Origin of the sequence: Acinetobacter sp. YH12132 (assembly GCF_013418645.1) — a bacterium.
GTDB lineage: Bacteria > Pseudomonadota > Gammaproteobacteria > Pseudomonadales > Moraxellaceae > Acinetobacter > Acinetobacter indicus.
Genome location: NZ_VPBR01000003.1, coordinates 149,335 through 174,862 on the forward strand (window position 1 = coordinate 149,335; position 25,528 = coordinate 174,862).

Below are 25,528 nucleotides of genomic sequence, written 5' to 3' on the forward strand. Positions count from 1 at the left end.
GAAACAGGAGCGCTAACAACAATAACCCGAATCCCGTTCAGCCTGCTTAGAATAACTGCAGTCTTTATGAAAATAATTCAGGAAGTTGTTTATGAATTCAGAACTGAACACCATTTCCGGTTTTAACCTGCAACGTTATTTGGGCACCTGGTACGAAATTGCCCGTTTGCCAATGCGCCATGAACCCGAAGACAGTACCGATATTTCCGCCACCTACAGCCTGAATGAAGATAGCAAAGTGCGTGTGCAAAACCGCCGTCTGGATGGTCAGGGTCAACTAGATGAATCGATTGGTGAAGCCACCCCGGTCGATGCTGAACATGGCAAGCTGGAAGTCAGCTTCTTGCCAGAAGGCCTGCGCTGGATTCCGTTTACCAAAGGTGATTACTGGATTTTAAAACTTGATCCGGAGTATCAGACCGCACTGGTCGGTGACCCGAGCCGCAAATACTTATGGTTGCTGCATCGTCATCCACAGCTGGATGAAGCCACACAAAATGAATATCTGGCGCAGGCCAAAAGCTTGGGTTATGACCTAAGTGATCTGATTTACACCCCGCACACCGGTCGGCCAACCGCATAAGCTGCCGCTATTTTGCTGAGGCATCTTTTTTAAGATGCCTTTTTTAATGATGATGAATATTCATCTCGGCCCGGCATCAATGTTATGATGGCTGCACTTTTATGTGCTCATTTAAAGCCAAGATCTTCAATACAGCCAGCCTTTTGCGCTGCAATGAAGGTCGACACAGGAGCCACATCACTATTTGATTGAGAGAATTTCATGCGCCAATATCTTGACCTGTTACAACATATCCTTGACCACGGCGGCGACAAAGGCGACCGTACCGGCACGGGAACCCGTTCTGTATTCGGTCATCAGATGCGCTTTGATCTGTCTCAGGGTTTTCCGCTGTTAACCACCAAAAAAGTACATTTCCGTTCAATTGTGATTGAACTGTTATGGTTCCTGAAAGGTGATACCAACGTCCAGTATCTGCAGGACAACAAAGTTACGATTTGGGATGAATGGTCAACGGCAGAACAGACGGCGCGTTTCGGCCGTCCTGAAGGCGAGCTTGGTCCGGTGTATGGCCATCAATGGCGCAACTTTGGCGCCAGCAAAAATGCCGATAACAGCTACAATCAGGATGGTTTTGACCAGATTTCCTGGCTAATCAACGAGATTAAAACCAACCCGAATTCACGCCGTTTAATTGTATCGGGCTGGAATCCGCAGGAAGCCGGTCAGGTGGCGTTACCGCCTTGTCATACCCTGTTCCAGTTTTTTGTTCATAACGGCAAACTCTCTTGCCAGCTGTATCAGCGTAGTGCCGATGTCTTCCTGGGTGTGCCGTTCAATATTGCCAGCTATGCGCTGCTGACCCATATGATTGCCCAGGTATGTGATCTAGAGGTTGGTGATTTTGTCTGGACCGGCGGCGATACCCATTTATATGCCAACCATTTTGAACAGGCACAACTGCAACTCAGTCGTGAACCGCTGGGGCTGTGCCAGCTGAAACTGAACCCGGACGTCAAAGATCTGTTCGCGTTTAAATTTGAAGATATTGAAATTGTCGGTTATGAGTCACATCCGGCAATTAAGGCCCCGGTAGCGGTTTAAAGCCAATTAATTCCGGACAAATGCCCCATCCCCCTTTCATCGAGGGGGATTTTACATTTTAATAGGGTTAATTTTTCGCATGAGATATGGATGAAACAGCATGGCATTTCAAGGTTTAGAAGTTGTACACGTGGTGGCCATGGATCAGCAGCGCTGTATTGGAAAAGCCAATGATTTGCCATGGCATATTTCTGCCGACTTAAAACATTTTAAGGAAATTACCCAGGGCGGCGTGGTAGTGATGGGCCGTAAAACCCTGGAATCAATGGGTCGTGCCTTACCGAAACGTGTCAATTGGGTGATTACCCGAGATCCAAATTGGGCCTTTGAGGGCACCAAAGTCGCCTATTCAATTGAAGAAGCTTTAACTCAGGCCGTGGCTGATGTGCAGGCTTCAGAAAAGCCGGACAGTATTTTTATTATTGGCGGTGGTGAAATCTTTAAACAGACCATGGATATTGCCGACCGTCTGGAACTGACCCATGTCGAGCTGGATGTGCAGGGCGATGCGCATTATCCGGAAATTCCGGCAGCGTTCCAGAAAGTCAGTGCCGAGCAACATTTGGATGACAAAACTGGCATTGCATTTGAGTTTGCCAGCTACCGAAAATAAAGCTTATTTTTCTGAATGAATTCATCAGCATGCAGACACCCCAACAGGCCGAACTGGCACAGCGTTTGATTCAAGGCAGTTTGCATGGCCTGTTTAGCCTGTTTGTAATTGGCAGCTCGATCTGGCTGGTGCTGATCCTGTGGTTTCAGCAGCCGTTTGGACTGCTGTTTAGCCGGATCTTGATTGGCCTGTGGATTGCCTTTGCCATGAGCATTCTGGGCATCTATATCAGCCGGCATCTGATTAGCCGTAAACTGGATGTGCTGATTTATCTGCTGGTGTTTCTGTGCAGCCAGCTCTGGTATTTTGGCCTGCCACCTCGCCAGGACCGCGACTGGAATCCCGAAGTGGCGCAGCTGTTACATTCCGAGCGTCACGGCGATCAGGTCATTCTGCACAATGTGCGTAACTTTAACTGGCACAGCGATGGTTCCTACGAGCAGCGCTGGGAAAGTCGCCATTATGACCTGAACCAGATTCGGGGCGTCAACATCATCACTTCCTACTGGATGGGACCACAAATTGCCCACACCCTGGTCAGTTTCGATTTTGCCAATGCCGCACCGCTGACTTTTTCGATTGAAATCCGCAAAGAACGCCATGAAGAATTTTCTTCGCTGGGCGGATTCTTCCGCAAATATGAACTGAGTCTGGTGGCGGCGGATGAAAAAGATATTATCTATACCCGCAGTAATATTCGCGGTGAACAGGTCTATTTTTTCCCGCTGAAGATGCCGCAAGAAATGCAAAAAGCCCTGTTTCTGGAATATCTGACCAAAGCCGATGAACTGGCACAACAGCCCAAATGGTATAACACCCTGACCAGTAACTGCACTACCCTGGTCTTTGACATGGTGCAGGCAGTATCCAACCAGACCTTGCCCACCGATTATCGCCTGCTAGCTTCGGGTTATTTACCCAATTATTTGTATGATTTACAGGCGCTTGATCAGAGCTTGAGCATTGAAAGCTGGTATCAGCGCGCTTATATCAATCCGCGTGTGGAACAGCCGGGCCAGCTGGATAGTGCACAATTTTCAGCACTAATCCGGCAGGGTTTGCCCGCGCCATCCGCTCCTGGCGCTCCGTCAAATCAATGATACAATTTTAACTGGCGATCAAATTTAAAATTGGTTTAGATACATCCATCAGCTTTAAAATAAAGAGAAATCCATATGCTTAAACATCTTGCTGCCGTTGCCCTTTTAGGTTCAGCCCTAGTTTTTAGCGGCTGTGAAACTTTACCAACCCCGGGTGCTACCGTTGAAACTGCCAATCTTGTCCAGCTGCAAAACCGCACTTGGATTGTGACCCAGATTGGCAATACCGCGGTTCGCACCGAACCGACTGCCCACAATATTCCAAGCCTGCAATTTGATAGCGCCACCCAACGCGTTAGCGGTGCCGATGGCTGTAACCGGATTATGGGCAGCTACAGCGCCGGCCGTGACACGCTAACGCTAAGCCAAATGGCTGGCACCCGTATGGCCTGCCTCAACAGCAATGGCATTGATCAGAAATTCAATGAAGCACTGGCCAAAGTGACCCATTATCAGGTCTTTGGTAAAACCCTGAAACTGCTGGATCGTTATGGCAATTTGCTGATTCAGCTGGAAAGTGCCGTACAACCGCGTTAATACTGCACCGGCCTGCACCTTTGCAGACCTTTTTTATGAACGATTGAAAACAGAAGGCTGACCCTATGCAACAGGCAATTTTTGGTGGTGGATGTTTCTGGTGTACCGAAGCGGTATTTCTCCAACTGCGCGGTGTGGCCAAAGTGGTGAGTGGCTATGCCGGCGGCCAGATGGACAATCCAAATTATGAAGCGGTGTGCAATGGTGATACCGGCCATGCTGAAGTCATTCTGATTGATTTCGATGACAGTCAAATCAGCTATACCCAGCTGTTAAATGTGTTCTTTGCCACCCATGACCCGACCACGCTTAACCGTCAGGGCAATGATGTCGGCAGCCAGTATCGTTCGGTGATTTATTATTTAAATCCGGAGCAGCAGCAACAGGCCGAACAGATGATCCAGCAGCTCAAGGCAGAAGGCATTGCTGTGGTCACCGAAGTGACCGCTGCACCGCGTTTTTATCCGGCAGAGGCCTATCATCAGAACTTCTTTGCCAATAACCCGACTCAGGGCTATTGCAACTTTGTAATTCCACCCAAACTGATGAAGCTGCATAGCAAGTTTCAGGATTTACTCAAAGACTGAAACCAGGAAGGCTCGAAAAGCGCCATAAAAAAGGACTGCAATTGCAGTCCTTGTCGTCTGGAGAAGCAGTTAAGCCTGAACAAAAGTGCTCCAGACAAATTCCCGGGTTTTACCCTGCAAACGCATGCTTAACTGGTCATTGGCCTTTAAGGCACCCACCCCGGCCGGAGTACCGGTCATTACCACATCGCCCGGCTCCAAACTAAAACTGTGGCTAATTTCAGCCAGTAGCGCACCAATTTCAAAAATCAGCAGCGCGGTATGCCCCTGCTGACGCAGTTCGTCATTAATATGCAGCGTATAGTGCACATCTTTCCAGTCGTTAACTTCTGCAACATCGACCCAGTCTGCCAATACACAAGCCCCATCAAAGGCTTTGGCTCGTTCCCATGGATGGCCTTTCTGTTTCAGTTCATCCTGCAAGTCACGCAAGGTGAGGTCCAGCCCCAAAGTCACCGCCCCCACGGCCTGCAAGGCTTTTTGCGGATCGGTTTCTGCCTTTAAGGGCTGGTCAATACGCAGGCTGAGTTCACATTCATAATGACAGCTGCCCCAGGCCGGATTCCAGGCAATCCCGGCAGATAACGGACGCAGGCTGCTCGGCGGTTTGATAAACAGCACCGGACGATCAGGAACCGCATTGCCCAGTTCTTTGGCATGATCCGCATAACTGCGCCCCACACAGACAATTTTGGATGGACGTGTATTCATGATCTTCCCTCTTATAATGTGATGGTTTTAACAGGCTTATTTTTTAAAGGTATTTTCAAACAGGGTCTGATCGGCTGTGCTTTCAAACACGCGTTTTGGCACAATAATCACCATGCGGTTTTTCAGCTCAATCATATAAGTCAGCTTGCCTGAAGCAAAATTCTGCACTTCGTTATAATGCACCACTTTGTCACGGCCATTGGCAGAAATCTCGGCATAATCCTGATACAGCGCAATGCCCTGTTCGCTTTTTCCAAACTGGTATTTGACAAACTGACGCTTAAACATCATTGGCAGGAACCAGTAGCGCATCAGCATCTGTAGCACCAGAAAAAATACCCCCAATGCCAGATAGTAACGGCCCACGCCATCGAGGCCCAAATAAATGCCCCAGGCAATAATCCCGACACTAATTAATGGAGTAATAAAACGGGTAAACTGTTTTTTACCAAAGGTGGCCAGAGCAAAGCCATCCTGAGATTCTTCCAGATTTAAAAAATAACGTAGCGACAAGGCAGGCTTGAGTTCCGACATCGGCTCATCATCAAATCAGTTAAATTACGCTAAATATTACACCAGAATAGGTGATTTCCTTATTCTTTTTCTCGCCAGTGCTGTCATGATGATGCTGCAACCACCATTCAAAAAATAACCCGATTCAAAACGGGATGATTCGCTCACCTCCACAGCAAAAACAGGATGTTTTATGCCACAGACGCACACCCGATTGATCGCCCTGCTTTGCAGTCTGCTGCTGCCGGTTTCTGCCTGGGCCAGTTTAGTTCGCTGGACAGGAAAAATGCCAGGCAGTTTACAAGGCTATGGCAGCAGTGCCGAGCAGCTGGCCGCGCTGACCGGAGATGGAATTCTGATTTATGCGCATGCCGCGCAACCGATTCAGCTGCCAACTTTCGCATCCACAAAACGGGGTAAATTTTATAGTGCTGCGGTGGTGCTGCCAGTGCCCAGTCACAAAGTTGCGGCGCTGCTCAGTGATTATTCAGGCTATGCCCAGCTGTTTCCGACCTTAAAAAGCGCCAAGATGCTGGAGCAGCGCCAGCACATCAGTCAGGTCAAATACCGGATTCATATTCCCACGCCCATTCCGGTGCTGAACTTTAAAGAGGATGTGATCCTGCAACATCAGCGCACCGACAACAGTATTGAAACCCTGGTGATTGACGCACCCATTCCGTATGGCGCCGGAAAAATAGAATGGTTTGCCTTGTCGGCCCATCAGACGCTGGTCACGGTCACGCACTGGGGAGATTTGGCGCAGCCCAAAGGCTTTTTATTTCGTACCATCCTGAATGCCCTGCCCGATGCCAAACTGGGCCTGCCGGCCGGCACCAATGCCTTTATTCTGGAAGCACTGCAACGTAAATTTAAAAGCACCACACCCCGAGCCTTACCCGCCGGCGACGTACCAGCCCCTGAATTAAGTGTCAGCCAGATGAACAAAATCCGGCAGATCAGCCAGAAATCACAAGAACCCGTATCCTTTATTTTACCGGCCTATCAGGTGTCCTATGGTGCAAAGCAGGAAATCATGCGTTTTAGCAGCAGCTATCAGTACTATGCCCAGCCGGCCAGCAAGCTAAAACCCTGGCTTGAACCGCAGGCCTACCAGCACCTGTTTCCACGGCAAATTAAAAAAGTTCATATTCAGCAGTCCTCTGCCCGGCAGCTGGATGCCGACTATAAAATTTCGGTCGGACTGGGCGTGATTCAGATTCCGTTTGATTTTAAACTGCGTTTTCAGGCACAAGGCGCTCTGGAGCAGCAGTTTCAGGCGGTGGGTGGAGATTTACGCTATGTGCAAGGCGGCATGCAGATTTTGCCGCAAGTTGAGGGCAGTTTACTGAATGTGACCAGTGCCATGAACATTGATGCGCAGGCACCGTTTTTATTACGCGCCATGCGCAGTATGCCGTATCACGAGCTGCTGCCGGCATTGGGTGGCAATACTGTGCTGACCTTAAAGATTCAACAGAAGATCAAATAATGCGGGAATGTTTTAGTAAATTATAGACACAAAAAAACCGCAACATGTGCGGTTTTTTCAGAATTCTTTATCAAGATTGGTGCGCTCAGAGAGATTCGAACTCCCGACCCCTTAGTTCGTAGCCAAGTGCTCTATCCAGCTGAGCTATGAGCGCGACGTCTTGATGGGGTGCATTATACGGGCTTTTCGGTATTTGTTAAGTCTTATTTCATAAAAATGCAACCAAATGGATAGATATTGGACAAATCATGTATTTGTGCGCTGATTTTATACAGGTTTTAAATTGCAGTTGAAATTGTAACAAATAAGGAAGCCGGCGGATGCAGCTGAGTAGCCAAATTGCAGGCACAAAAAAACCGCAACATGTGCGGTTAATTGTTCAAGTTGGTGCGCTCAGAGAGATTCGAACTCCCGACCCCTTAGTTCGTAGCCAAGTGCTCTATCCAGCTGAGCTATGAGCGCGTCACTTGTGTCGTCTATATCAGACTGCGTTATTTCCCGGTTTACTTATTGGTGCGCTCAGAGAGATTCGAACTCCCGACCCCTTAGTTCGTAGCCAAGTGCTCTATCCAGCTGAGCTATGAGCGCGACATAAGTAAAGTGGCGGTGAGAGAGGGATTCGAACCCTCGATACAGTTGCCCGTATGCGTCCTTAGCAGGGACGTGGTTTCAGCCACTCACCCATCTCACCGTAACGTGCCGCCATAATACAAATTTAACTGTAGCACTGCAAGCGCAGTCACTCTATTTTTTGCAGTTTTTTGCTCAATTAAATATTTTTTAAACAATTTATTGCTTCTAGCCTGGCATTTTCTGCAAATTTACGGGGAATGTGATTTTATCTACTCGCAATCATCTTAAAATAAAGACTTAAAACACATTATTGCAATCATTTACGTGCAGTCTGACGCTGCATGACTTATGCTAAACCTATCTTCTGACTTGAAGCCAAAGACATGATGAAAAACTGGGTCGATCCTGAAGCAAAAGCTGAAGCCGAACGTTACGATAATCCGATTCCAAGTCGCACACTGATTCTTGAAAGTATTGAAAAACTGCAACAGGCCCAGTCGCATGCCGACTTGGTTGAATATTTTGAAATTGCCGATCAGAAAAGTATTGATGCCCTGAGCCACCGCTTAATTGCCATGGTGCGTGATGGCCAGCTCATGAAAGACGGATTCAAGTTCCAGCTTGCCGCCGAGCAGCCTACCCATGAAGCCACGGTCTACATTAATAGCAAAGGTCTGGGTTCTGCTCATATTGACGGACAAAATGACATCCTGCTACCCGAGCGTGAATTGCGTCTGGTGTTTAATGGCGATCGCGTCAAAGTGCGCCAGACCTCGGTCGATCGCAAAGGCAAAGCCTGGGGCTTTATTACCGAAGTCCAGCAGCGCCGTGTGAAACAGATCATTGGCAAACTGTCGATGTATGACGGTGAATATTTTATTCAGCCGGGCAATCCGAACAGCCATCAGCCGGTGACTTTAGAAAAAGAGCTGGTTGAACACGCCAAACTGAATCTGGGCGATTCAGTTCGCGTCGCCATTGATGACTATCCAAGCCGTGAAGAATTTGCCACCGGCCATGTGGTGCAGTCGATGGCCGATAAAGCCGACACTGAAATCATCATTCCACAAACCATTTTAGAGTTTGGTTTGCCGTATGAATTTCCGGACAATGTCTTAAAAGATGCCGACAGTTTTAAAGAACCGTCAGCCAAAGACCGTGAGGGCCGGGTCGATTTACGTGATTTAGCTCTGGTCACCATTGATGGTGAAGATGCCCGCGACTTTGATGATGCGGTGTATGCAGAAAAACGTCCAGGGGGTGGTTACCGCGTAGTGGTCGCGATTGCCGATGTCAGCCACTATGTCCGCACGGGCAAACCGCTGGATGATGAAGCTCAGGAACGCGGCACTTCGGTCTATTTCCCGCATTTTGTCTTGCCGATGTTGCCAGAAGCCTTATCAAATGGCTTATGTTCGCTAAATCCGCAGGTAGATCGTCTGTGTATGGTCTGTGACCTGAACCTGTCCCGTGCCGGCCGGGTGACCAAATTCGAATTCTATCCTGCGGTAATGCATTCCAAAGCCCGTCTGACCTATACCCAGGTGGCGCAATATTTTGACGGCGACAGCGCTGCCATTCCGGAAGACCGGGATGTACGCAAATCGCTAAATACCCTGTTTCAGCTGTATCAGGTACTCAAAGGTTTACGTGCCCAGCGTCATGCTATGGAATTTGAAACCGTCGAAACCTATATGACCTTCGACGAACTCGGCGGGATTCAGGAAATCCTGCCGCGAACCCGTAATGATGCGCATAAACTGATTGAAGAGTGCATGTTGCTGGCCAACGTGGCGGCGGCAGAATTTGCGCTCAAAAATGATATTCCGATGCTGTACCGTGTGCATGAACCACCTGAGTTTTCACGGATTCAGAAAGTTCGTGAATTTGTAAAACTGCTGGGACTGAATTTCCCGGAACAGCCAACCCAGGCCGATTATCAGGCCGTGATTGATGCCACCAAAGACCGCATTGATGCGCCAAGTATTCATGCGGTGCTGTTACGCTCGATGATGCAGGCCTATTACGGCGCGGCCAATGCCGGCCACTATGGTCTGGCCTATGAAGCCTATACTCACTTCACCTCGCCAATTCGCCGTTATCCGGATCTACTCTTGCACCGTGCCATTAAAGCGCATCTGGCCCAGAAACCATATCCGATTTCGGGTGCCGCGCTGGATGATGCCGGTGAGCATTTCTCGCAAACCGAACGTCGTGCCGATGAAGCTTCCCGCTCTGTGACCATGTGGCTGAAATGTCATTATATGCAGCAGCATTTAGGCGAAGAATTTGTCGGGGTGATTTCTGCCGTGACCGAATTTGGTCTGTTTGTCACGCTGAAAGATCTGTATGTCGATGGCATGATTCACGTCAGCCAGCTGGGCGATGACTTCTTTATGTTTGATCAGGCCAGCCAGTCACTGGTCGGTCAGTCACGCGGTCAGACCTTTAGTCTGGGCGATGAAGTCAAAGTTAAAGTGGCCGGAGTCAACCTGGAAGAACGCAAGATTGATTTCGAGCTGGTCAAACAATTGACCCATGCCGGTCGTGCGATCCGCAGCCGTGCACCACGCGTGGCCAAAGCCGCGCCGCGTGCTGAAGCCACCGAAGAAATCTTTCATGATCGTCCAGTCAAGCTTGCCGTGAGTGAAGATGGCGAACAGCCGTTGAAGAAGAAAAAGGCCAAATCCAAGCCGAGTTCTTATGGCAAAAAGCCGGCGAAAAAAGTCACCGCCAAGGCCGAAAGCAAAGACAAGGTCAAGAAAAAAGCCAAAGCGAAAAAGAAAAAATCCAATGCCAAAGCAAAGGGTGAATGATTTTTGCTAAATAAAAAGAGCGCTACGGCGCTCTTTTTATTTTAATATATCCATATAAAAATAAGCTACTTAAAAACAATGAATCCGCAAAAGATCTCGAAATATTATTATCACAACTATGTCTTGTTCGCATTTTTCTTGCTGACGATCTCAGCGCTTTTTGCCATCTTTAGCTTAGATTTCACCCCAACGGATCACGTCAAAATATGTGCTTTCATTTTAGCAATCGTTATGTATTTGGTGATTTTGATCTACTTTTATATGCTCCATCGACAGGGTGAATGGGTCATTCCCCGCACATGGAAAAATGCAAAGAAAAAACCGAAATTCTATTTCTTACTGCTACTGCCTCTTTTTGCAATTTTGATTTGTTATTTGAATCTGGTGTTTTATCCCCCTCTACTGCATACCCTTGTTTTTGGTACACCTAGTGTCGTGACCGTTGAGACAAGTGCAGTGAAAGAGCAGACATATAAACATGGCGTCAGCTATTTTTTGGATACAGCGTATGATGGATCTGGTATTTTTCGACTCAGTTCAAATGAATATGAACACTATAAAAATCAGGTTTTACAGATAAAGCTGTCCGTCATCCAAGGGCAATTTGGGACTTACATCAAAAAGATCGAATCCATCCAAATTGTCAAAGCAACACAGAATAAATAGCACCCAAGGCTTGATTTATCCTTCTAGAAGCCTTACTTCTACAAATAACACAGGAAATAAATCGGCAGACCGACATGACATTAGAACAGGCAACCCTGCCAGTACCCCAGTTTGACCAGATTACGCTGCCCCAATTAAAACAACAGGTTGAACAGACCATCACCCAAGGGCAGGCCTTTTTACAGCAACTCCAAGACATTCCGGCCAGTAGCGATGCACAGTTGCAGGTTCTGGCGCAGGTCGATCATCTGGAAAACCAGATGAGCGAAAGCTGGGGCGTACTCTCGCACCTGAATGCGGTGATGAACAATGCCGAAACCCGTGAAGTCTATCAGGCACTGTTACCTGGCCTGAGCGAATACTATACCCAGCTCGGTCAGCACACGGTGCTGTATCAGACCTATCAGCAGGTTCATGATGCAGTGACGTTTAATGACTTACCCGCAGCGCAACAAAGCGCAATTAAACTGGCACTGCGTGACTTTAAATTGTCAGGTGTGGCCTTAGAAGGTGAAGCGAAAAAACGCTATGCGGAAATTTCAGCGCGCCTGTCGCAGCTGTCCTCTGACTTTTCCAACCATGTACTAGATGCAACACAGGCTTACTTTAAACCGCTCACAGAAGCACAACTAGCCGGCCTGCCTGCCAGCAGTGTGGAATTACTCAAGCAGTATGGCCAGCAACGTGAGCTGGAGCAGCCGGTTGCGACGCTGGATTTCCCGTCCTATCTGGCCATTATGACCTATGCTGAAGATCGCAGCCTGCGTGAAGAGTTATATAAGGCTTATACCACCCGTGCTTCTGACCAGTCGGCCGATCAGGCCTTTGACAATACCGCGGTGATGGAAGAAATTTTAAGCCTGCGTCAGGAAATGGCCCAGCTGCTCGGCTTTAACAACTATGCCGAACTGTCATTAGCCAGCAAAATGGCACCAAGTGTCGAAGCAGTTGAGCAGTTCCTGGTTGAGCTGGCCGAACATGCCCGTCAGCCAGCTGAACAGGAAATTGCCGAACTGAAAGCCATTGCCGCAGCAGATGGCATTCAGCAGCTGCAACCCTGGGATACCAGTTTCTATTCAGAAAAACTGAAACTGGCCCAGTTCAATCTGTCTCAGGAAGCACTGAAACCGTATTTCCCGGCGCCGAAAGTGGTTGACGGCTTATTTAGCATCGTCAAGCGTCTATACGATGTCGATATTATCGAGCGTGAAGCACCGGTCTGGCATCCAGACGCCCGTTATTTTGAACTGCAAGATCAGGGTCAGGTAATTGGCGGTTTCTATTTTGACCTGTATGCCCGTCAGGGCAAACGCGGCGGCGCCTGGATGAGCGGTTTCCGTTCGCGCATGCAGCAAAGCCAGGGCCTGCAACAGCCAATTTGCTATATGGTCTGTAACTTCACCCCGCCCGTGGGGGATCAGCCGGCCTTACTGACCCATGATGAAGTACTGACCTTATTCCATGAATTTGGGCATGGCCTGCATCATATGCTGACGGAAGTCGACAACATTGCGGTGGCCGGCACTCACGGCGTAGCCTGGGATGCGGTGGAACTGCCAAGCCAGTTTATGGAATTCTGGGCTTGGGACAAAGAAAGCCTGGATGTACTCAGTCAGCATATCGACACACAGGCCACCCTGCCGGATGATTTACTGCAGGCGCTGCTGAATGCGCGCTTCTTCCAGTCCGGCATGCAGACCTTACGCCAGCTGGAATTTGCCCTGTTTGACCTGAATATTCACTGCATGACTCCGGCCTTGACCGCCAGCCAGATTCAGGATGTGCTGAATGAAATCCGGTATAAATATGCGGTGGTGCCAACCACCGATTACAACCGCTTCCAGCATAGCTTCAGTCACATCTTCGCCGGGGGCTATGCGGCCGGTTATTATTCCTATAAATGGGCCGAAGTTTTGGCCAGCGATGCCTTCGATCGCTTCGAAAATGAAGGGGTATTTAACACCGACACCGGAAAGCAGTTCAGGCAGTTTATTCTAGCAGTTGGCGGAAAAGATTCAGCACTTGACGCGTTTATCAATTTCCGCGGACGCGAGCCAAAAATAGATGCATTATTGCGTCATCAAGGTTGGACGAAGCCAATTAAAAACGCTTAAACTAGGGCCTTAATTTGAACACAGGATCAGTATGATGACCATCAAACGTCGTTTCATTGCAGGCGCAAAATGTCCAAAATGCCAGGCTATGGATCGGGTGGTCATGCTGACCTCAGGTGATGATGAATGGATTGAATGTATCGACTGTGGCTATAGCGAAAATCGCCCGACCCATGTCGATGAACCTCAGCCACCGGCAGCGCCTGATGAAGTGGGTGTGATTCAATTTAAACCACGTCATCCTAAGTAAAAAAATTAAGGTTCATTTATTCATGACGCTTGATCAGAGAAATAGCTCAAAACTATTATGGGCCATTATTGGGGGCCTGATCGTAATCGTACTTGTGGTGCTGTCTTATCAATGGATGAGCCAAAACCAGAGTGCAGAGGTAACACCTGAAGCCGAGCTGCTAAGTCAGCCGGCCGCACCTGCGGCTAAAGCCAAAGCAGAACCAGCGGTGCAGCTGGAAGAAGTACCACAACAACTGGTGAGTGAAGATATTCTGAAACAGCCGGTTGCTACCAACGCGACCCTGGCCAAAGAAGAAATGGCCAAACTGGAAGATCTGCAGGCACAGCTAGATGATCAGGCCGCACTGCTCAATGCCCAGCACGCCGATGCTGATGAACTGATTCGCCTGAAAGAAGAACAGATTCAGCTGCTCGAAGCCCAGCTCAAACAGCAATAATTATGACCGGCAGTCTGCGTTAAATCGGCTAGAGTACATCCTTATTCCTCGCCCGGGTTGATGATGACTGCCTCCACGCCTCAGCATGATCTGATCAAAGCCATTGGCTTACTCACCCTCTCTGCTTTTCTGTTTTCGCTCATGGGCGTGTGTATCCGCTACGCCTCGCATACGGTCGACAATGCCACTATTGTGTTCTTCCGTAATTTTATTGGCCTGTTTATTTTTCTGCCGCTGCTGTTCAATAAAGGCCTCGGCTTTTTTAAAACCCGGCGTCTGTGGATGCATACCTGGCGTAGTGTGGTCGGTCTGCTGGCGATGTATGGCTTTTTCTATGCCATTGCCCAGCTTAAACTGTCCAATGCGATGGTGTTTACCTATTCTTCCCCGATCTTTATTCCGCTCATTGCCTGGTTATTCCTGAAAGAAAAAGTCAGTGCAGCCATGCTGATCGCTGCCCTGTTTGGTCTAATGGGCGTACTCTGTGTGGCCAAACCAGATGCCGGCCTGTTCAATCATCTGTCGATCATTGGTCTGGGCGCCAGTTTTCTGGCTGCAATGGCCTTTGTCACTGTGCGCGCCCTGACGCAAACCGAACCACCAGAACGAATTGTGTTTTATTTCTGCCTGATTGGTACCCTGATTTCAGTCATTCCGATGTTCTGGCTATGGCGAAGCTATCAATGGAGTGAACTGGGCCTGCTGATCAGTGCCGGGGTACTGGCCAATATCAGCCAGATTTTTATGTCGCGGGCCTATAGTCTGGCACCTGCCGGTCAGATTGGGCCGGTAAATTATATTGCGATTATTTTTGCCGGCATCTGGGGCTTTTTGTTCTGGCAGGAATTGCCAGATCTGTCTAGCCTGCTCGGCTTTGGCCTGATTTTAATTGCGATTTTACTGTGCAGCCCGCTGTTTAAAAAAGCCAGTCCTACACAGGCGCCATAAAAATACCCTGACCTTTCGCAAAAGATCAGGGTATGGTCATCATCACGGTTGAACGGCTGGCTTACTGATACCAGCCAAACAGTTTAAAGAAGTATGGTACATAGGCAATGATCAGCATCGCTGGCAGCATCACCAGAATCGGCAGAATCCAGCGCTCAAAACGATAGTAGAAGGATTTGTGGCGCACTTCGGCATCTGCCGCCGCCACTTCTTCATCGCCAATCGACTGCCTCGCCAGCAAGTGGTTCAGCGCGACCGGCGGGGTGATATAGCCCATTTCAAAGCCAATCAGGGTAATCATCCAGAAATGCACCGGTTCAATCCCATACTGGTAGGCCACCGGTGCCACCGTGGCAGAAATCAGGATGACCGCACCAAACGGGTCCATAATCATGCCGACCAGTACCATCACCAGTACAATCAGGCTAATCACAATAAAGGTACTACTGATATCAGTCGGGAAAGCCTCCATGATTTCAATCCGTTCCAGGAAGCCGCCGACACTGACCGATAAGGCCATCAGAATCACCAGCGCGCCAATATGCCCCACGGTTTCATTAATGGAAATGTGCATCGACTTCCAGAAGCCAACCTCACGCTCCGGCTCGGACACCGCCACGCTATGATCCGCCGACATGCCAGTATCCTCAGTTGCAGTATGTACGCCATCGCGGTATTCCACACCACTGACTGCACTGGCGGTCGCCAGCGCCGGTTGCGATGAATCGGTATATTTTGCTGTCAGGCTTTCATCCCAATGACCTACTGGTGGAATTGGCGCCGGTTCATGCCGCAATTTATCAAACAGGACAATTAACAGCAGAATCACAGGCATCATCACCGGCGCGGTAAATTCGTTCAGGTTGGTGTCCAGCGCATATTTGTAGAACATCCAGATCAGCACGAAAATAATCACATACGGCACCACCGCACCCATGGCACGTAAAGATCGTGGTGCAGCCACAGCTGGTGAAGCAATCCGGAACTTACTTTCAGCAAAGAACAGCGATACCACCAGGAAAATTGTTGTAGTCAGCAGGAATACATACACGCCATAGTGGTACAGCACATCGGTGGTGACTTCCTTGTTTAAAGAGGCAACAACCACAATCAGCAGACATGGACGTAAGACTACCCCCATCGAACCAGATAAAGCCGTTGCTGCCAGGGCAAACTGACGGCGCCCGCCGGCATTCCAGACTTCTTTATAAATGATGGCACCGGCCGCGATCACAAAAATCCCCGAGGCACCGGTATAGGCTGTCGGTAATGCCGCACCAATCAGGATTAACCAGGTCAGGGTTTCGGGTGCCAGATTCCATGGCCGCATGATGTTCAGGAATTTATCCACCACACGGGTCTGTTTCAGCAGCATACCGGCCCAGATAAACAGCGCCAGATTCAGGAAGATGCTGGAGAATTCCACCAGCTGGCCCAGGTAAATCCCCTGCCCCATTGGATAATCCATGAAGAAGGTAAAGGCAATACCGGTAATAATGGCCATATAGGCATACAGCGGTACACTCAGGAAAGCCAGACCTAGACTGCCGCCTTCTCGCGTTGGTGCAGGCGGACGAACAAACTGCCATAAACTGATGAGGGTCAGCGCACTAAACAGGATCATCCACAACCAGTAAATGATCTGCATTTCACCGGTCATTGGCACCCCGGAATTCAGCACCGAACGATACTGGCTATAGGCCGAGAATGCCAGAAAGGCATTGGCCACGGTCATGCAGGTGGTATATATCCGATAATCAATTCGTGTGGCAGGCCCACGCAAACCAATATGATGGGTTTTTAAAGTGGCACTAATCGCCGCAAACACCACCATCAACACCAGCAGCAAGGCACGGTTTTCCGTACCAAATTTAAAGATGCCAAAGAAAGTGGTTTCTACACTGCGATAGGTGCGTAAACTTGGATGCGCCTGCATATGCTGCACGGCCTGATCATAGAACACATATTTTTCTTCACAGACCTGCTGCGCGGCCATAATTGAGGCACGCACATCCGATTCAGACGGGGTTCCAAAAATATCAGCAAATTCATCGGCCGCATTGGCTTTCATTTGTGCCTGCACCTGGCCGTCAATATCCGGGTTGCGGTCACAGTCAGGGGCACTTGGTTCAGCGCGCAAGAATGAATACTGCATACCGGTGGCAGGATCACCGTATAGACGTTCGCCCATACGCAACAGCTGGCCGTGAATCATCTCACCGGTTCCAATGATCAGCGTCAGCAGCAGCAGCACCAGAATCACAAAGGCAGAAATCCATTCTGTCCATATATATCTGAGCAGATCCAGTCCGGATCTGCGTTGTCCTTGATTTGACATATTTTTTCCTGTTTTTTTATTTTCGGAAACGGCAACAGGGCCGTATTTCGCGCATCCTGTAGCAAGCAGCCATCCTGCTGCTATTCAAATCTTGTTGTCATTCTTTTCGAATGTGCATCAAAGTACATTCATTTAAAATGACAATATTCATTTTCTTTTTGGTAGAAATGGTCAACCGGATCACTTTTTCAAGCTGTAGGTATAGATCAGATAGACAATCGCCAATCCCGCACCCCAGATCACGCCCAGCAAATGCGCCTCGACCAGTACCGGGCTGCCAATCAGCTCGGCCGTTTCCTTACTGCCAAAGGTATTTTCCCACAGCAGTTTGGCCAGAATCAGCAGCAATACCAGCGCGGCAAACCGGCGTTCTTGAGCATCAAGCAGATGCACCACCGCCACTGCCATATACGCTCCATGCAGCACCCCAGACAGGCCGGCATAGGCTTCAATATGTGGAAACAGGAAATAGAAACTGAAACTGATAGCCGGAGGTAACAGCAATAACAGGCTGACAAAATGCCAGGTTTTGACCCGCGGAAAAATAAAAGGCAAACAGGCAAAGGCCAGAATATTCAGCAGATAATGCACCCAACCCACATGCACCCAATGCGCTGTCCACAAGCGCCAGAATTCTTGTAACAGAGCAGGACGCCAATAAATAAAATGATCCGCAAACACCTGCAAACAGGCCGCCAGCGACATAAACACGGCAATAAAAATAATTTTCTTACTGAAAAAATGAAGTGTCATGTCGTTGTCCCTGTTGAATCTTTTAAGTATAAAGCGTCCTCCTCGTAGCGACTATTTACAGATTGTTGAGTTCCGTATCTGGATCAGCGCTTGTATCTTCACCAAATAAATCATCCAGTTCAGACGCATTGTCCTGCTCATCCCAGAAACGGCTCATGCCATCATCGGCAGTACGTACCCCGGTATTTTCAGTCCAGTAACGGTCTGAAATCCCCTGCACCATGGTGGCAGCCATGCTGTCAATTAGCTTGAATTGCGGGTTAATTGGTTTTTCTTCGGTGCGTGCAGCCGCAAATGATTTTAGCGCATCACGAATCTTGGCATCATCGCCGCTGGCCTGCGCGGCCACTGCATACAGGGCATGCGACAGGCGCACGCCTTTCTGCTCGCCAATTTGCATCGACTGTTTCAGGGTCTGATACGGCTCCGGTTTGCCCTCTCCCGCACCTGGCAACAAGGTCCAGATCACGGCACGGGTGGCTTGTGGTGCACCCCAGAACTTTTCGTTGTTCAGACAGGTCATGCCACGCTCGACCACGGCAGCAATATCTTTGGGCACATGCACCGCACCGCCCGAGTTAATGTCATTGGTCATGGCCTGCAAACCGCTGATCATGCCAAGCAAATATACGGTCTGATCAATATCGCTATTCATTTTCGGGCAGCCTTCACCCAGTGGTTTTCTGTATTTCTTTTCCCAGCGATTCTGAAATAACTGATAACCGGTATATTGGCGCTGTGCCGCAATGGCCGCCCAGCGTTTCTGTTCAATCCGGGCATCTTGCGCTTCACTGACCTGTCCGGCTTTTGACGCACGCAAATAACGCAGCTCGGCATCTAGGGCACGGTTTTCCGCACAGATACCGGCGGCTGAATACATTAGCACCGCAACCCGGGTCGGGTCTGCCCCCATATCTTTGGTGGCCATAATTGCAGGGGTCAGGGAATTACCACTGCTACAGACCATTTCGGCATCATCCATAGCCAGAATGGGAGGAACAATATGTTTTTCTGTAAAACCTAAAGCCACATTGGCACCGGTTTTCACCACTTGTGAACAGCCGGAAAGAAGTGTTGTTGTGAATGCAATAACCGCCACACCCTGGCAGATTTTTTGGACTTGCGACATTTTCCTGTCCTCTATAATTGTGTTTATGTCCATGGCAACAAACATATCAGATGCATTATCTGAATAAAAGAGCATTTACTCTAATCTGAGAGCTGTACTTTGACATGAAAAGCGGGCAAGAAAATTGACTGAATTTGCAGGAAAGCCAAATTTTAGGCAAAAAAAAGTAGCATTGCGACGGTTCAGCACATGCTACTTATTAACTGGAACCCAATTACGGGCATTTTATTGGTGCAATTCGTTCCTTCAGCAAGCTTCCTCATCATCCAGCCACAATTGAACACAATTGCGATGACCAGAAACATTCACGTGGCGATCACCCTGGCGATTTCCCTGTTTGCTGTTGGTGTCTTTAATATATCTGGATAATTTTCAAACACAAGAGGCTTTTGTCCAACAATCGGTATTTTTTGCCAATTTACCGTGACTGTGTAGGACAAATAAAATGGTAGACTTTATAAATTTATTTAAAATCAATATCTTATTTTTATATTAAAATATACAACTGTCTGACAATTAGATGGTTTTTGCCAATGTTTTTAAGGCTTTCCACTCTGCAAACGAAACTTGGTCACGCCAGATGACTGCAGATTTGACCGGTGCATGATGAAAATACAGCACCAGATACAGCTGATGATCCAGAATATGCTCGAGCAGACCGCGTTGAATCTTGGAGCCAGAATTAAACTGCAGACTCCACTCTGCCCCATCTAAATGCGCCAAGGCGGTTAATTGGGAGCGTCGCTGAAACCCGTAATAACTGACAGCCGCCAGGAGCAGACCTAGCAGCCAAAGCAGCGGATGTAATAATTGAAAACTTAAAACAGAAAATAGAATCAGCAGGCTCAGCTGAAACAGCAGCGCCAGACGGCTCGGTTTCAGCTGAAAGTCGCGCTTAGCCGTGGACATAGTGTTTTAATTTACGGATCAGCTCGCGCATTTCCGGGCGTGGCGGTTCAGACACTTCCATAAACCAGTCCAGTAAATCCGGATCTTCCTGTTCAACCAGCGCCGCAAACGTGGCTTTTTCTTCCGGATCAGCGGTTAAATAATAGTTTTTCACATAAGGATCAAAGTAGACATCAATTTCCTTTAAACCGCGACGGGCACGATAAATCACTTTACGCTCTTCTAAGCTAATGTCTTCACTCATGGTTTTGTCCACATCATATTGATATCGCAATTAGTTTAACCCAGCCCAGAAAAAGTTTCGATGAATTTATCGGACTGACCAAAACCGCCAGCAAAAAGCCAGAAATGATGTTTCTGCACATTGTACTGCCGGCTCAGTTTGCTTTAGTTTCAAGGCATAAAAATAAGTGAAGGAACTCTAACCATGCAATCTGCTGCAATTCGCCCACTCAACAACATGTTGCCACGAAAATTATTTCAGAGTGAGCATGAGGCATTCCGCGATACGGTGCGCAAGTTTTATGAAAAGGAAGTTTTGCCGAATACGGAAAAATATGAACAGCAACAGCATGTAGACCGCGATTTATGGAACAAGGCCGGTGAACTGGGGCTGCTGTGTACCACCATGCCAGAGCAGTATGGTGGCTCCGGGGTAGATCGCCTCTACAGTATGATTCTGATTGAAGAACAGGCCTATGCTGGCGACTCGGCCACCGGCTTCTCGCTGCATTCCGATATTGTCGCCAACTATATTCATAACTTTGGCAACGAACAGCAAAAACAGTACTGGTTGCCGAAAATGGCGACAGGTGAAGTGGTCACCGCCATTGCCATGACCGAACCGGGCACAGGCTCAGATTTACAGGCGGTACGCACCACAGCAGTTTTAGAGGGCGATGAATACGTCATTAACGGCTCAAAAATCTTTATTACCAATGGCTATTTATGCGATATGGCGATTGTGGTGTGTAAAACTGGCAATAGCGACAAAGGTTCTGCCAACCTGTCGCTGATTATGGTCGAGGCAGATCGTGCCGGTTTTAGCAAAGGTAAACCGCTGAATAAAATTGGCATGAAAGGTCAGGACACCTGCGAGCTGTTTTTTGACAATGTCCGGGTACCCAAAGAAAACCTGCTCGGCATGGAAGGCATGGGCTTTATCATGCTGATGAAAGAGCTGGCCTGGGAACGCATGATTGTGGCGATTATCTGCCAAGCTGGTGCCGAAGCAGCCTTTGCGCATACCCTGCAATACACCAAAGAACGTAAAGCCTTTGGCAAACCGATTGGCGCCTTTCAGAATACCCGCTTTAAACTGGCGGAAATGCGCACTGAAATTGATTTCTGCCGCGCCTATCTGGACCGGTGTATGGAACTGCAGCTCGAAGATCAGCTAAGTGTTGATGCAGCAGCGGCGGCCAAATACAAAATCTCGGAGCTGTTTTCCAAAGTGGTGGATGAATGTCTGCAATTGCATGGCGGCTATGGCTATATGCTGGAATATCCGATTGCCCGTGCGTATTTAGACAATCGCGCCAACCGGATTTATGCCGGTACCAATGAAATTATGAAAGAGCTGATTTCCCGCTCCCTATAACGCATTACAAGCGTAGAACCCGATATAAACAACAAGGAAGCTCAATTGAGCTTCCTTTGTTCATTGCACGATCATGATGATGTGTGCTTAAGACACCAGTTTAGGTTTACGTGCAGACTCACTGACTGCTTTACGGAACTTCAGCACCGGATCAGCAAATGAAGCCTGTTTTAAATCCTTACGGTCTTTCAGGTAATTATTGCTCACCCGCCAAGGCGCATGTTTACCCTGCTTTGGCATCACATTCGCGGCACGGGCAATATAACCCGAAGTTAAACTACCCATCACAGTGTCTTCCATCAACTCTGAAGGATCACCTTCCGCAATCACTTCGGTATAGCCTTGCTGATCCATATGATTAATCAGACGGCAGATATAATCCGCAGCAATATCAACTTTTAAAGTCCAGGAGGCATTGATATAGCCAATAATCATGGCCATATTCGGCACATCGCTGACCATCACACCCTGATACAGCATATGTTTCGAGGTATCCAAAGGCTGATGATCAATGGTGGCTTTAACCCCGCCTAAAATCTGAATTTGCAGACCGGTAGCCGACACAATCACATCTGCGTCGAGATGTTTGCCAGATTTTAACTGGATGCCCTGTTCGGTAAAGGCTTCAATCTGGTCGGTTTCAACACTGGCCTGCCCTTCACGCAGCACTTGAAACAAATCTCCATCTGGCACCACACACAGACGCTGATCCCATGGATTATAGCTCGGGCTAAAGTGTTTCATATCCACTTTGCCTTTCAGCTGCATCTCAATTGACTTTAATAAAAATTTACGCAGCAGCTTCGGCTGTTTCTGTGCCAGCGCATACACACCGCGTTGCATACCAATATTTCGTGCCCGCGTCAGCTTATAAGCCAGCTCCTCCGGCAACACCTTGCGCATGTTGTTATAGATAAAATCTACCGATGGAATGGAAGCAATATAGGTCGGTGAGCGCTGCAGCATGGTGACATGCGCTGCACCGCCTTTGACCATTGCAGGCACCAAGGTAATAGCGGTAGCACCACTGCCAATAATCACCACTTTTTTACCAGAATAATCGAAGTTTTCCGGCCAATGCTGTGGATGAATAAAAGTACCTTTAAATGCCGACTGATTCGGGAAATCCGGCTGGAAGCCCTGATCATAATTGTAATAACCGGTACACCCCAGAACAAAATTGGCGATCCAGGTCTGTTTTTTGCCCTGTGCATTTTCAATCACGACAGACCATTTCTGGGTCTGGCTATCATAATTGGCAGACAGCACCCGATGCTGGAAATGAATTTTGGATTTCAGTTGATACTCTGCAATCACTTCTGACAGATAGTTCTTAATTGAAGCGCCATCAGCCAGAATGCTGTCTTGCGTCCAGGGCTTAAAATTAAAGCCAAAGGTCGACATATCCGAATCGGAACGAATACCCGGATATTTAAATAAATCCCAAGTGCCCCCAAAGCTCTCACGACGCTCGATAATTTCAAAGGTGCGCTGCGGGCAGTGTTTGGAAAGATGCGCGGCCAGACCAATACCAGAGATGCCCGCACCCACAATCAGAATATCAACATGCTTGTCCATTTTGTTTTTATACCTGTTCAACGTTCTGTTTTTATTAAAGCACAAATTTGACAATACTCAATGTCAAGTTTAATAAAAAGCGATAAAATTTATATCAATTCGGGACACAACAGAAAAATTGTCTGACAACTGGCCATAAAAAAAGGCCGGTTTAAAAAACCGACCTTTTTTAGAACAACTGAACTGCTCTTGCGAAATTATTTAACTTCGCGATCTACAAGTTCAACGTAAGCCATCGGTGCAGCATCACCTGCACGGAAGCCCGCTTTAAGAACACGTAGATAACCGCCGTTACGTTCTTTGTAACGAGGGCCAAGAACGGTAAATAATTTACCAACAGTTGCTGCATTACGAGTACGAGCAAACGCCAAACGACGGTTTGCAACTGTATCGTTTTTAGCTAAAGTGATTAAAGGCTCAGCAACGCGGCGAAGTTCTTTCGCTTTAGGCAAAGTTGTTTTAATTAACTCGTGCTCAACTAAAGCATTGGTTAAGTTTTGGAACAACGCCTTACGGTGGCTGCTGGTACGGCCTAATTTCACACCACTATTACGATGACGCATGGTGAATAGTCCTACTTAATTAACGGCTACGATAAGCGAAGCGGTCGTCCATGCGGAGACTAGCTGGTGGCCAGTTCTCTAAACGCATGCCGAGCTGCAAGCCTTTCGATGCCAGAACATCTTTGATCTCAGTAAGCGATTTTTTACCCAGGTTAGGTGTTTTAAGTAACTCAACCTCGGTACGCTGTACAAGATCACCAATGTAGTAAATATTTTCTGCTTTCAAACAGTTAGCAGAACGAACAGTAAGCTCTAGATCATCTACTGGACGAAGCAAAATTGGGTCAACTTCTTCACGAGGTTCTTGAGCCACAGGTGCCTGATCTTTCTGAAGGTCAACAAAGATTGCAATTTGTTGTTGCAAGATTGTTGCCGCTTTGCGGATTGCTTCTTCAGGATCAACAGTACCGTTGGTTTCAAGATCAATGATCAGCTTGTCAAGGTCAGTACGTTGTTCTACACGCGCATTTTCTACGATGTAAGACACACGTTTGATCGGGCTATAAGAAGCATCTAACTGTAAACGACCCACTGGGCGAGTTTCGCCTTCAGGGAAACGTGAGTCAGATGTTTCATAACCACGGCCTTGAGCCACTTTCAAACGCATTTTTAACGCGCCTGATGCACTTAGAGTGCCGATCAAGTGTTCAGGGTTAACCACTTCAACATTATGCGGTAAACGAAGGTCAGCTGCAGTAACGTCACCTGGACCTTGTTTTTCCAATGTCAAATAAGCTTCATTTTGATCGAATAGCTTAATAGACAATCCTTTCAGGTTCAGCAAGAGCTCGACGATGTCCTGCTGCAAGCCTTCTAAGGTACTGTACTCGTGCTCAACACCCTCAATTTCAACTTCAACCACAGCTGCGCCAGGTAAAGAAGAAAGAAGGATGCGACGTAAAGCATTACCAAGAGTATGACCAAAGCCACGCTCTAATGGTTCCAGAATAACTTTTGCCGAGGTCCCGCTAACCGCTTCGACCTTGATCGCTTGCGGAGTTAGAAACTCATTTGCAGTACGCGTCATTATTGCTACCTCAAGGATTATTTAGAATACAATTCTACAATCAAGCTTTCGTTGATTTCAGCAGGTAAATCAGAACGATCTGGTGCAGCTTTGAACGTACCTTCTAATTTAGCGTGATCAACTTCCATCCAAGAAGGGATACCACGTTGAGCAGCTAATTCAATTGCGTTTTTGATACGTAATTGTTGTTTAGCACCTTCGTGAACTGCGATCACGTCACCAGCTTTAACTTGGATAGACGCGATGTTAACACGACGGCCATTCAAAGTAATGCTACGGTGAGATACAAGCTGACGAGCTTCTGCACGTGTAGAACCAAAACCCATGCGATAAACGACGTTATCAAGACGGCTTTCAAGCAATTTCAACAAGTTTTCACCTGTTGCGCCTTTAACACGAGCTGCTTCTTTATAGTAATTACTAAATTGACGCTCTAAAACACCGTACATACGACGTACTTTTTGTTTTTCACGTAATTGTAGTGAATACTCAGATTGCTTACCACCACGAGCCCCGCCATGTTGGCCAGGAGCTTTAGCGTGTTTTTTAGTTTTGACGTCAAAAGGTTTAACGCCAGATTTTAGTTGCAGGTCTGTCCCTTCGCGGCGAGAGAGTTTGCATTTTGGACCAATATAACGAGCCATG

Annotated in this window: 26 protein-coding genes and 4 tRNA genes; 15 read left to right on the forward strand and 15 right to left on the reverse strand. The window is 48.0% G+C overall.

The window, feature by feature from the left end; translation table 11 throughout:
• Window positions 1–91 precede the first annotated feature (91 nt).
• From FTU67_RS04585 to msrA, 6 genes are all read left to right on the forward strand, one after another.
• Window positions 92–583, forward strand: a complete 492-nt coding sequence (locus FTU67_RS04585) for a lipocalin family protein (RefSeq protein WP_005180198.1) — start codon at window positions 92–94, stop codon at window positions 581–583.
• Window positions 584–784: 201 nt separating this feature from the next.
• Window positions 785–1,627: a thymidylate synthase gene (gene thyA / locus FTU67_RS04590; protein WP_005180203.1), complete on the forward strand. Its 843-nt coding sequence runs from the start codon at window positions 785–787 to the stop codon at window positions 1,625–1,627.
• Between the two features lie 100 nt (window positions 1,628–1,727).
• Window positions 1,728–2,240 (forward strand): dihydrofolate reductase, encoded by a 513-nt coding sequence (locus FTU67_RS04595; RefSeq protein ID WP_016658548.1) that lies wholly within the window; start codon window positions 1,728–1,730, stop codon window positions 2,238–2,240.
• 29 nt (window positions 2,241–2,269) lie between these two features.
• Entirely contained in the window at window positions 2,270–3,340 is a 1,071-nt protein-coding gene (locus tag FTU67_RS04600; RefSeq protein WP_180061468.1) for a DUF4105 domain-containing protein, read from the forward strand.
• Window positions 3,341–3,415: 75 nt separating this feature from the next.
• On the forward strand, window positions 3,416–3,877 hold the full coding sequence (locus tag FTU67_RS04605; RefSeq protein ID WP_005180208.1) for an META domain-containing protein: 462 nt from the start codon (window positions 3,416–3,418) through the stop codon (window positions 3,875–3,877).
• Window positions 3,878–3,942: 65 nt separating this feature from the next.
• Complete coding sequence (msrA, locus tag FTU67_RS04610) at window positions 3,943–4,464, forward strand: peptide-methionine (S)-S-oxide reductase MsrA (protein WP_016658546.1); 522 nt, start codon at window positions 3,943–3,945, stop codon at window positions 4,462–4,464.
• Window positions 4,465–4,533: 69 nt separating this feature from the next.
• Here the strand turns inward: msrA and FTU67_RS04615 are convergent, their stop codons facing one another.
• Window positions 4,534–5,175, reverse strand: a complete 642-nt coding sequence (locus tag FTU67_RS04615) for a fumarylacetoacetate hydrolase family protein (RefSeq protein WP_005180214.1) — start codon at window positions 5,173–5,175, stop codon at window positions 4,534–4,536.
• Window positions 5,176–5,211: 36 nt separating this feature from the next.
• Window positions 5,212–5,709 (reverse strand): YcxB family protein, encoded by a 498-nt coding sequence (locus tag FTU67_RS04620; protein WP_005180217.1) that lies wholly within the window; start codon window positions 5,707–5,709, stop codon window positions 5,212–5,214.
• A gap of 172 nt (window positions 5,710–5,881) precedes the next feature.
• Here FTU67_RS04620 and FTU67_RS04625 point away from each other — a divergent pair, with 172 nt between their 5' ends.
• Window positions 5,882–7,180 (forward strand): SRPBCC family protein, encoded by a 1,299-nt coding sequence (locus FTU67_RS04625; RefSeq protein WP_180061469.1) that lies wholly within the window; start codon window positions 5,882–5,884, stop codon window positions 7,178–7,180.
• 77 nt (window positions 7,181–7,257) lie between these two features.
• On the opposite strand, the gene FTU67_RS04630 is transcribed toward FTU67_RS04625, so the two are convergent.
• The 4 genes from FTU67_RS04630 to FTU67_RS04645 all read right to left on the reverse strand — a co-directional run bounded on the left by FTU67_RS04630 (window position 7,258) and on the right by FTU67_RS04645 (window position 7,871).
• Window positions 7,258–7,334 (reverse strand) — tRNA-Arg (locus FTU67_RS04630).
• Between the two features lie 231 nt (window positions 7,335–7,565).
• A tRNA-Arg gene (locus FTU67_RS04635) sits at window positions 7,566–7,642 on the reverse strand.
• Between the two features lie 49 nt (window positions 7,643–7,691).
• Window positions 7,692–7,768, reverse strand: a tRNA-Arg gene (locus FTU67_RS04640).
• 13 nt (window positions 7,769–7,781) lie between these two features.
• A tRNA-Ser gene (locus FTU67_RS04645) sits at window positions 7,782–7,871 on the reverse strand.
• A 265-nt stretch (window positions 7,872–8,136) separates the two neighbouring features.
• Between FTU67_RS04645 and rnr the strand changes: the two genes are divergently transcribed.
• The 6 genes from rnr (at window position 8,137) to FTU67_RS04675 (ending at window position 14,986) form a co-directional block, all read left to right on the forward strand.
• Entirely contained in the window at window positions 8,137–10,569 is a 2,433-nt protein-coding gene (gene rnr / locus FTU67_RS04650; RefSeq protein WP_168399731.1) for a ribonuclease R, read from the forward strand.
• Window positions 10,570–10,647: 78 nt separating this feature from the next.
• A complete protein-coding gene (locus FTU67_RS04655; RefSeq protein ID WP_005180225.1) occupies window positions 10,648–11,235 on the forward strand; it encodes a hypothetical protein in 588 nt (195 codons plus the stop codon).
• 74 nt (window positions 11,236–11,309) lie between these two features.
• On the forward strand, window positions 11,310–13,349 hold the full coding sequence (locus tag FTU67_RS04660; RefSeq protein ID WP_104511469.1) for a M3 family metallopeptidase: 2,040 nt from the start codon (window positions 11,310–11,312) through the stop codon (window positions 13,347–13,349).
• Window positions 13,350–13,389: 40 nt separating this feature from the next.
• Window positions 13,390–13,599 carry a YheV family putative zinc ribbon protein gene (locus FTU67_RS04665; RefSeq protein WP_171065117.1) on the forward strand — a complete coding sequence of 70 codons (210 nt, stop codon included), beginning with the start codon at window positions 13,390–13,392 and terminating at the stop codon, window positions 13,597–13,599.
• 22 nt (window positions 13,600–13,621) lie between these two features.
• Window positions 13,622–14,038, forward strand: a complete 417-nt coding sequence (locus FTU67_RS04670; protein ID WP_075167410.1) for a hypothetical protein — start codon at window positions 13,622–13,624, stop codon at window positions 14,036–14,038.
• A gap of 60 nt (window positions 14,039–14,098) precedes the next feature.
• Complete coding sequence (locus FTU67_RS04675; RefSeq protein ID WP_016658540.1) at window positions 14,099–14,986, forward strand: DMT family transporter; 888 nt, start codon at window positions 14,099–14,101, stop codon at window positions 14,984–14,986.
• A 61-nt stretch (window positions 14,987–15,047) separates the two neighbouring features.
• On the opposite strand, the gene FTU67_RS04680 is transcribed toward FTU67_RS04675, so the two are convergent.
• The 3 genes from FTU67_RS04680 to FTU67_RS04690 all read right to left on the reverse strand — a co-directional run bounded on the left by FTU67_RS04680 (window position 15,048) and on the right by FTU67_RS04690 (window position 19,206).
• Window positions 15,048–17,324 carry a TRAP transporter large permease subunit gene (locus FTU67_RS04680; protein WP_168417097.1) on the reverse strand — a complete coding sequence of 759 codons (2,277 nt, stop codon included), beginning with the start codon at window positions 17,322–17,324 and terminating at the stop codon, window positions 15,048–15,050.
• A gap of 180 nt (window positions 17,325–17,504) precedes the next feature.
• Complete coding sequence (gene rrtA / locus FTU67_RS04685) at window positions 17,505–18,077, reverse strand: rhombosortase (RefSeq protein ID WP_005180235.1); 573 nt, start codon at window positions 18,075–18,077, stop codon at window positions 17,505–17,507.
• 55 nt (window positions 18,078–18,132) lie between these two features.
• Complete coding sequence (locus FTU67_RS04690) at window positions 18,133–19,206, reverse strand: hypothetical protein (RefSeq protein WP_163145409.1); 1,074 nt, start codon at window positions 19,204–19,206, stop codon at window positions 18,133–18,135.
• 189 nt (window positions 19,207–19,395) lie between these two features.
• Here FTU67_RS04690 and FTU67_RS04695 point away from each other — a divergent pair, with 189 nt between their 5' ends.
• Window positions 19,396–19,575, forward strand: coding sequence for a hypothetical protein (locus FTU67_RS04695; RefSeq protein ID WP_127801044.1), 180 nt, complete (start codon window positions 19,396–19,398; stop codon window positions 19,573–19,575).
• Window positions 19,576–19,722: 147 nt separating this feature from the next.
• Here FTU67_RS04695 and FTU67_RS04700 read toward each other — a convergent pair whose 3' ends face one another.
• Window positions 19,723–20,115, reverse strand: coding sequence for a hypothetical protein (locus FTU67_RS04700; RefSeq protein ID WP_005180237.1), 393 nt, complete (start codon window positions 20,113–20,115; stop codon window positions 19,723–19,725).
• Window positions 20,102–20,359: a succinate dehydrogenase assembly factor 2 gene (locus FTU67_RS04705; protein WP_005180238.1), complete on the reverse strand. Its 258-nt coding sequence runs from the start codon at window positions 20,357–20,359 to the stop codon at window positions 20,102–20,104. The genes FTU67_RS04700 and FTU67_RS04705 overlap by 14 nt, the downstream gene beginning before the upstream one ends.
• Before the next feature lie 183 nt (window positions 20,360–20,542).
• On the opposite strand from FTU67_RS04705, the gene FTU67_RS04710 reads away from it, so the two are divergent.
• On the forward strand, window positions 20,543–21,715 hold the full coding sequence (locus FTU67_RS04710) for an acyl-CoA dehydrogenase family protein (protein WP_127801045.1): 1,173 nt from the start codon (window positions 20,543–20,545) through the stop codon (window positions 21,713–21,715).
• Window positions 21,716–21,802: 87 nt separating this feature from the next.
• On the opposite strand, the gene FTU67_RS04715 is transcribed toward FTU67_RS04710, so the two are convergent.
• From FTU67_RS04715 to rpsD, 4 genes are all read right to left on the reverse strand, one after another.
• Window positions 21,803–23,293 carry an NAD(P)/FAD-dependent oxidoreductase gene (locus FTU67_RS04715; RefSeq protein WP_180061470.1) on the reverse strand — a complete coding sequence of 497 codons (1,491 nt, stop codon included), beginning with the start codon at window positions 23,291–23,293 and terminating at the stop codon, window positions 21,803–21,805.
• Between the two features lie 197 nt (window positions 23,294–23,490).
• Window positions 23,491–23,856 carry a 50S ribosomal protein L17 gene (gene rplQ / locus FTU67_RS04720; protein WP_004754212.1) on the reverse strand — a complete coding sequence of 122 codons (366 nt, stop codon included), beginning with the start codon at window positions 23,854–23,856 and terminating at the stop codon, window positions 23,491–23,493.
• A gap of 19 nt (window positions 23,857–23,875) precedes the next feature.
• Window positions 23,876–24,883, reverse strand: a complete 1,008-nt coding sequence (locus FTU67_RS04725) for a DNA-directed RNA polymerase subunit alpha (RefSeq protein ID WP_005180245.1) — start codon at window positions 24,881–24,883, stop codon at window positions 23,876–23,878.
• 17 nt (window positions 24,884–24,900) lie between these two features.
• Window positions 24,901–25,527, reverse strand: a complete 627-nt coding sequence (gene rpsD / locus FTU67_RS04730; RefSeq protein WP_005180248.1) for a 30S ribosomal protein S4 — start codon at window positions 25,525–25,527, stop codon at window positions 24,901–24,903.
• Between the last annotated feature and the right edge of the window lies 1 nt (window position 25,528).

What these genes read in the sequence shown, in the direction of transcription:
- FTU67_RS04585 (WP_005180198.1), top strand. Translation starts at nt 92, where the DNA reads ATGAATTCAGAACTGAACACCATTTCCGGTTTTAACCTGCAACGTTAT.
- thyA (WP_005180203.1), top strand. Translation starts at nt 785, where the DNA reads ATGCGCCAATATCTTGACCTGTTACAACATATCCTTGACCACGGCGGC.
- FTU67_RS04595 (WP_016658548.1), top strand. Translation starts at nt 1,728, where the DNA reads ATGGCATTTCAAGGTTTAGAAGTTGTACACGTGGTGGCCATGGATCAG.
- FTU67_RS04600 (WP_180061468.1), top strand. Translation starts at nt 2,270, where the DNA reads ATGCAGACACCCCAACAGGCCGAACTGGCACAGCGTTTGATTCAAGGC.
- FTU67_RS04605 (WP_005180208.1), top strand. Translation starts at nt 3,416, where the DNA reads ATGCTTAAACATCTTGCTGCCGTTGCCCTTTTAGGTTCAGCCCTAGTT.
- msrA (WP_016658546.1), top strand. Translation starts at nt 3,943, where the DNA reads ATGCAACAGGCAATTTTTGGTGGTGGATGTTTCTGGTGTACCGAAGCG.
- FTU67_RS04615 (WP_005180214.1), bottom strand. Translation starts at nt 5,175, where the DNA reads ATGAATACACGTCCATCCAAAATTGTCTGTGTGGGGCGCAGTTATGCG.
- FTU67_RS04620 (WP_005180217.1), bottom strand. Translation starts at nt 5,709, where the DNA reads ATGTCGGAACTCAAGCCTGCCTTGTCGCTACGTTATTTTTTAAATCTG.
- FTU67_RS04625 (WP_180061469.1), top strand. Translation starts at nt 5,882, where the DNA reads ATGCCACAGACGCACACCCGATTGATCGCCCTGCTTTGCAGTCTGCTG.
- rnr (WP_168399731.1), top strand. Translation starts at nt 8,137, where the DNA reads ATGATGAAAAACTGGGTCGATCCTGAAGCAAAAGCTGAAGCCGAACGT.
- FTU67_RS04655 (WP_005180225.1), top strand. Translation starts at nt 10,648, where the DNA reads ATGAATCCGCAAAAGATCTCGAAATATTATTATCACAACTATGTCTTG.
- FTU67_RS04660 (WP_104511469.1), top strand. Translation starts at nt 11,310, where the DNA reads ATGACATTAGAACAGGCAACCCTGCCAGTACCCCAGTTTGACCAGATT.
- FTU67_RS04670 (WP_075167410.1), top strand. Translation starts at nt 13,622, where the DNA reads ATGACGCTTGATCAGAGAAATAGCTCAAAACTATTATGGGCCATTATT.
- FTU67_RS04675 (WP_016658540.1), top strand. Translation starts at nt 14,099, where the DNA reads ATGATGACTGCCTCCACGCCTCAGCATGATCTGATCAAAGCCATTGGC.
- FTU67_RS04680 (WP_168417097.1), bottom strand. Translation starts at nt 17,324, where the DNA reads ATGTCAAATCAAGGACAACGCAGATCCGGACTGGATCTGCTCAGATAT.
- rrtA (WP_005180235.1), bottom strand. Translation starts at nt 18,077, where the DNA reads ATGACACTTCATTTTTTCAGTAAGAAAATTATTTTTATTGCCGTGTTT.
- FTU67_RS04690 (WP_163145409.1), bottom strand. Translation starts at nt 19,206, where the DNA reads ATGTCGCAAGTCCAAAAAATCTGCCAGGGTGTGGCGGTTATTGCATTC.
- FTU67_RS04695 (WP_127801044.1), top strand. Translation starts at nt 19,396, where the DNA reads ATGCTACTTATTAACTGGAACCCAATTACGGGCATTTTATTGGTGCAA.
- FTU67_RS04700 (WP_005180237.1), bottom strand. Translation starts at nt 20,115, where the DNA reads ATGTCCACGGCTAAGCGCGACTTTCAGCTGAAACCGAGCCGTCTGGCG.
- FTU67_RS04705 (WP_005180238.1), bottom strand. Translation starts at nt 20,359, where the DNA reads ATGAGTGAAGACATTAGCTTAGAAGAGCGTAAAGTGATTTATCGTGCC.
- FTU67_RS04710 (WP_127801045.1), top strand. Translation starts at nt 20,543, where the DNA reads ATGCAATCTGCTGCAATTCGCCCACTCAACAACATGTTGCCACGAAAA.
- FTU67_RS04715 (WP_180061470.1), bottom strand. Translation starts at nt 23,293, where the DNA reads ATGGACAAGCATGTTGATATTCTGATTGTGGGTGCGGGCATCTCTGGT.
- rplQ (WP_004754212.1), bottom strand. Translation starts at nt 23,856, where the DNA reads ATGCGTCATCGTAATAGTGGTGTGAAATTAGGCCGTACCAGCAGCCAC.
- FTU67_RS04725 (WP_005180245.1), bottom strand. Translation starts at nt 24,883, where the DNA reads ATGACGCGTACTGCAAATGAGTTTCTAACTCCGCAAGCGATCAAGGTC.
- rpsD (WP_005180248.1), bottom strand. Translation starts at nt 25,527, where the DNA reads ATGGCTCGTTATATTGGTCCAAAATGCAAACTCTCTCGCCGCGAAGGG.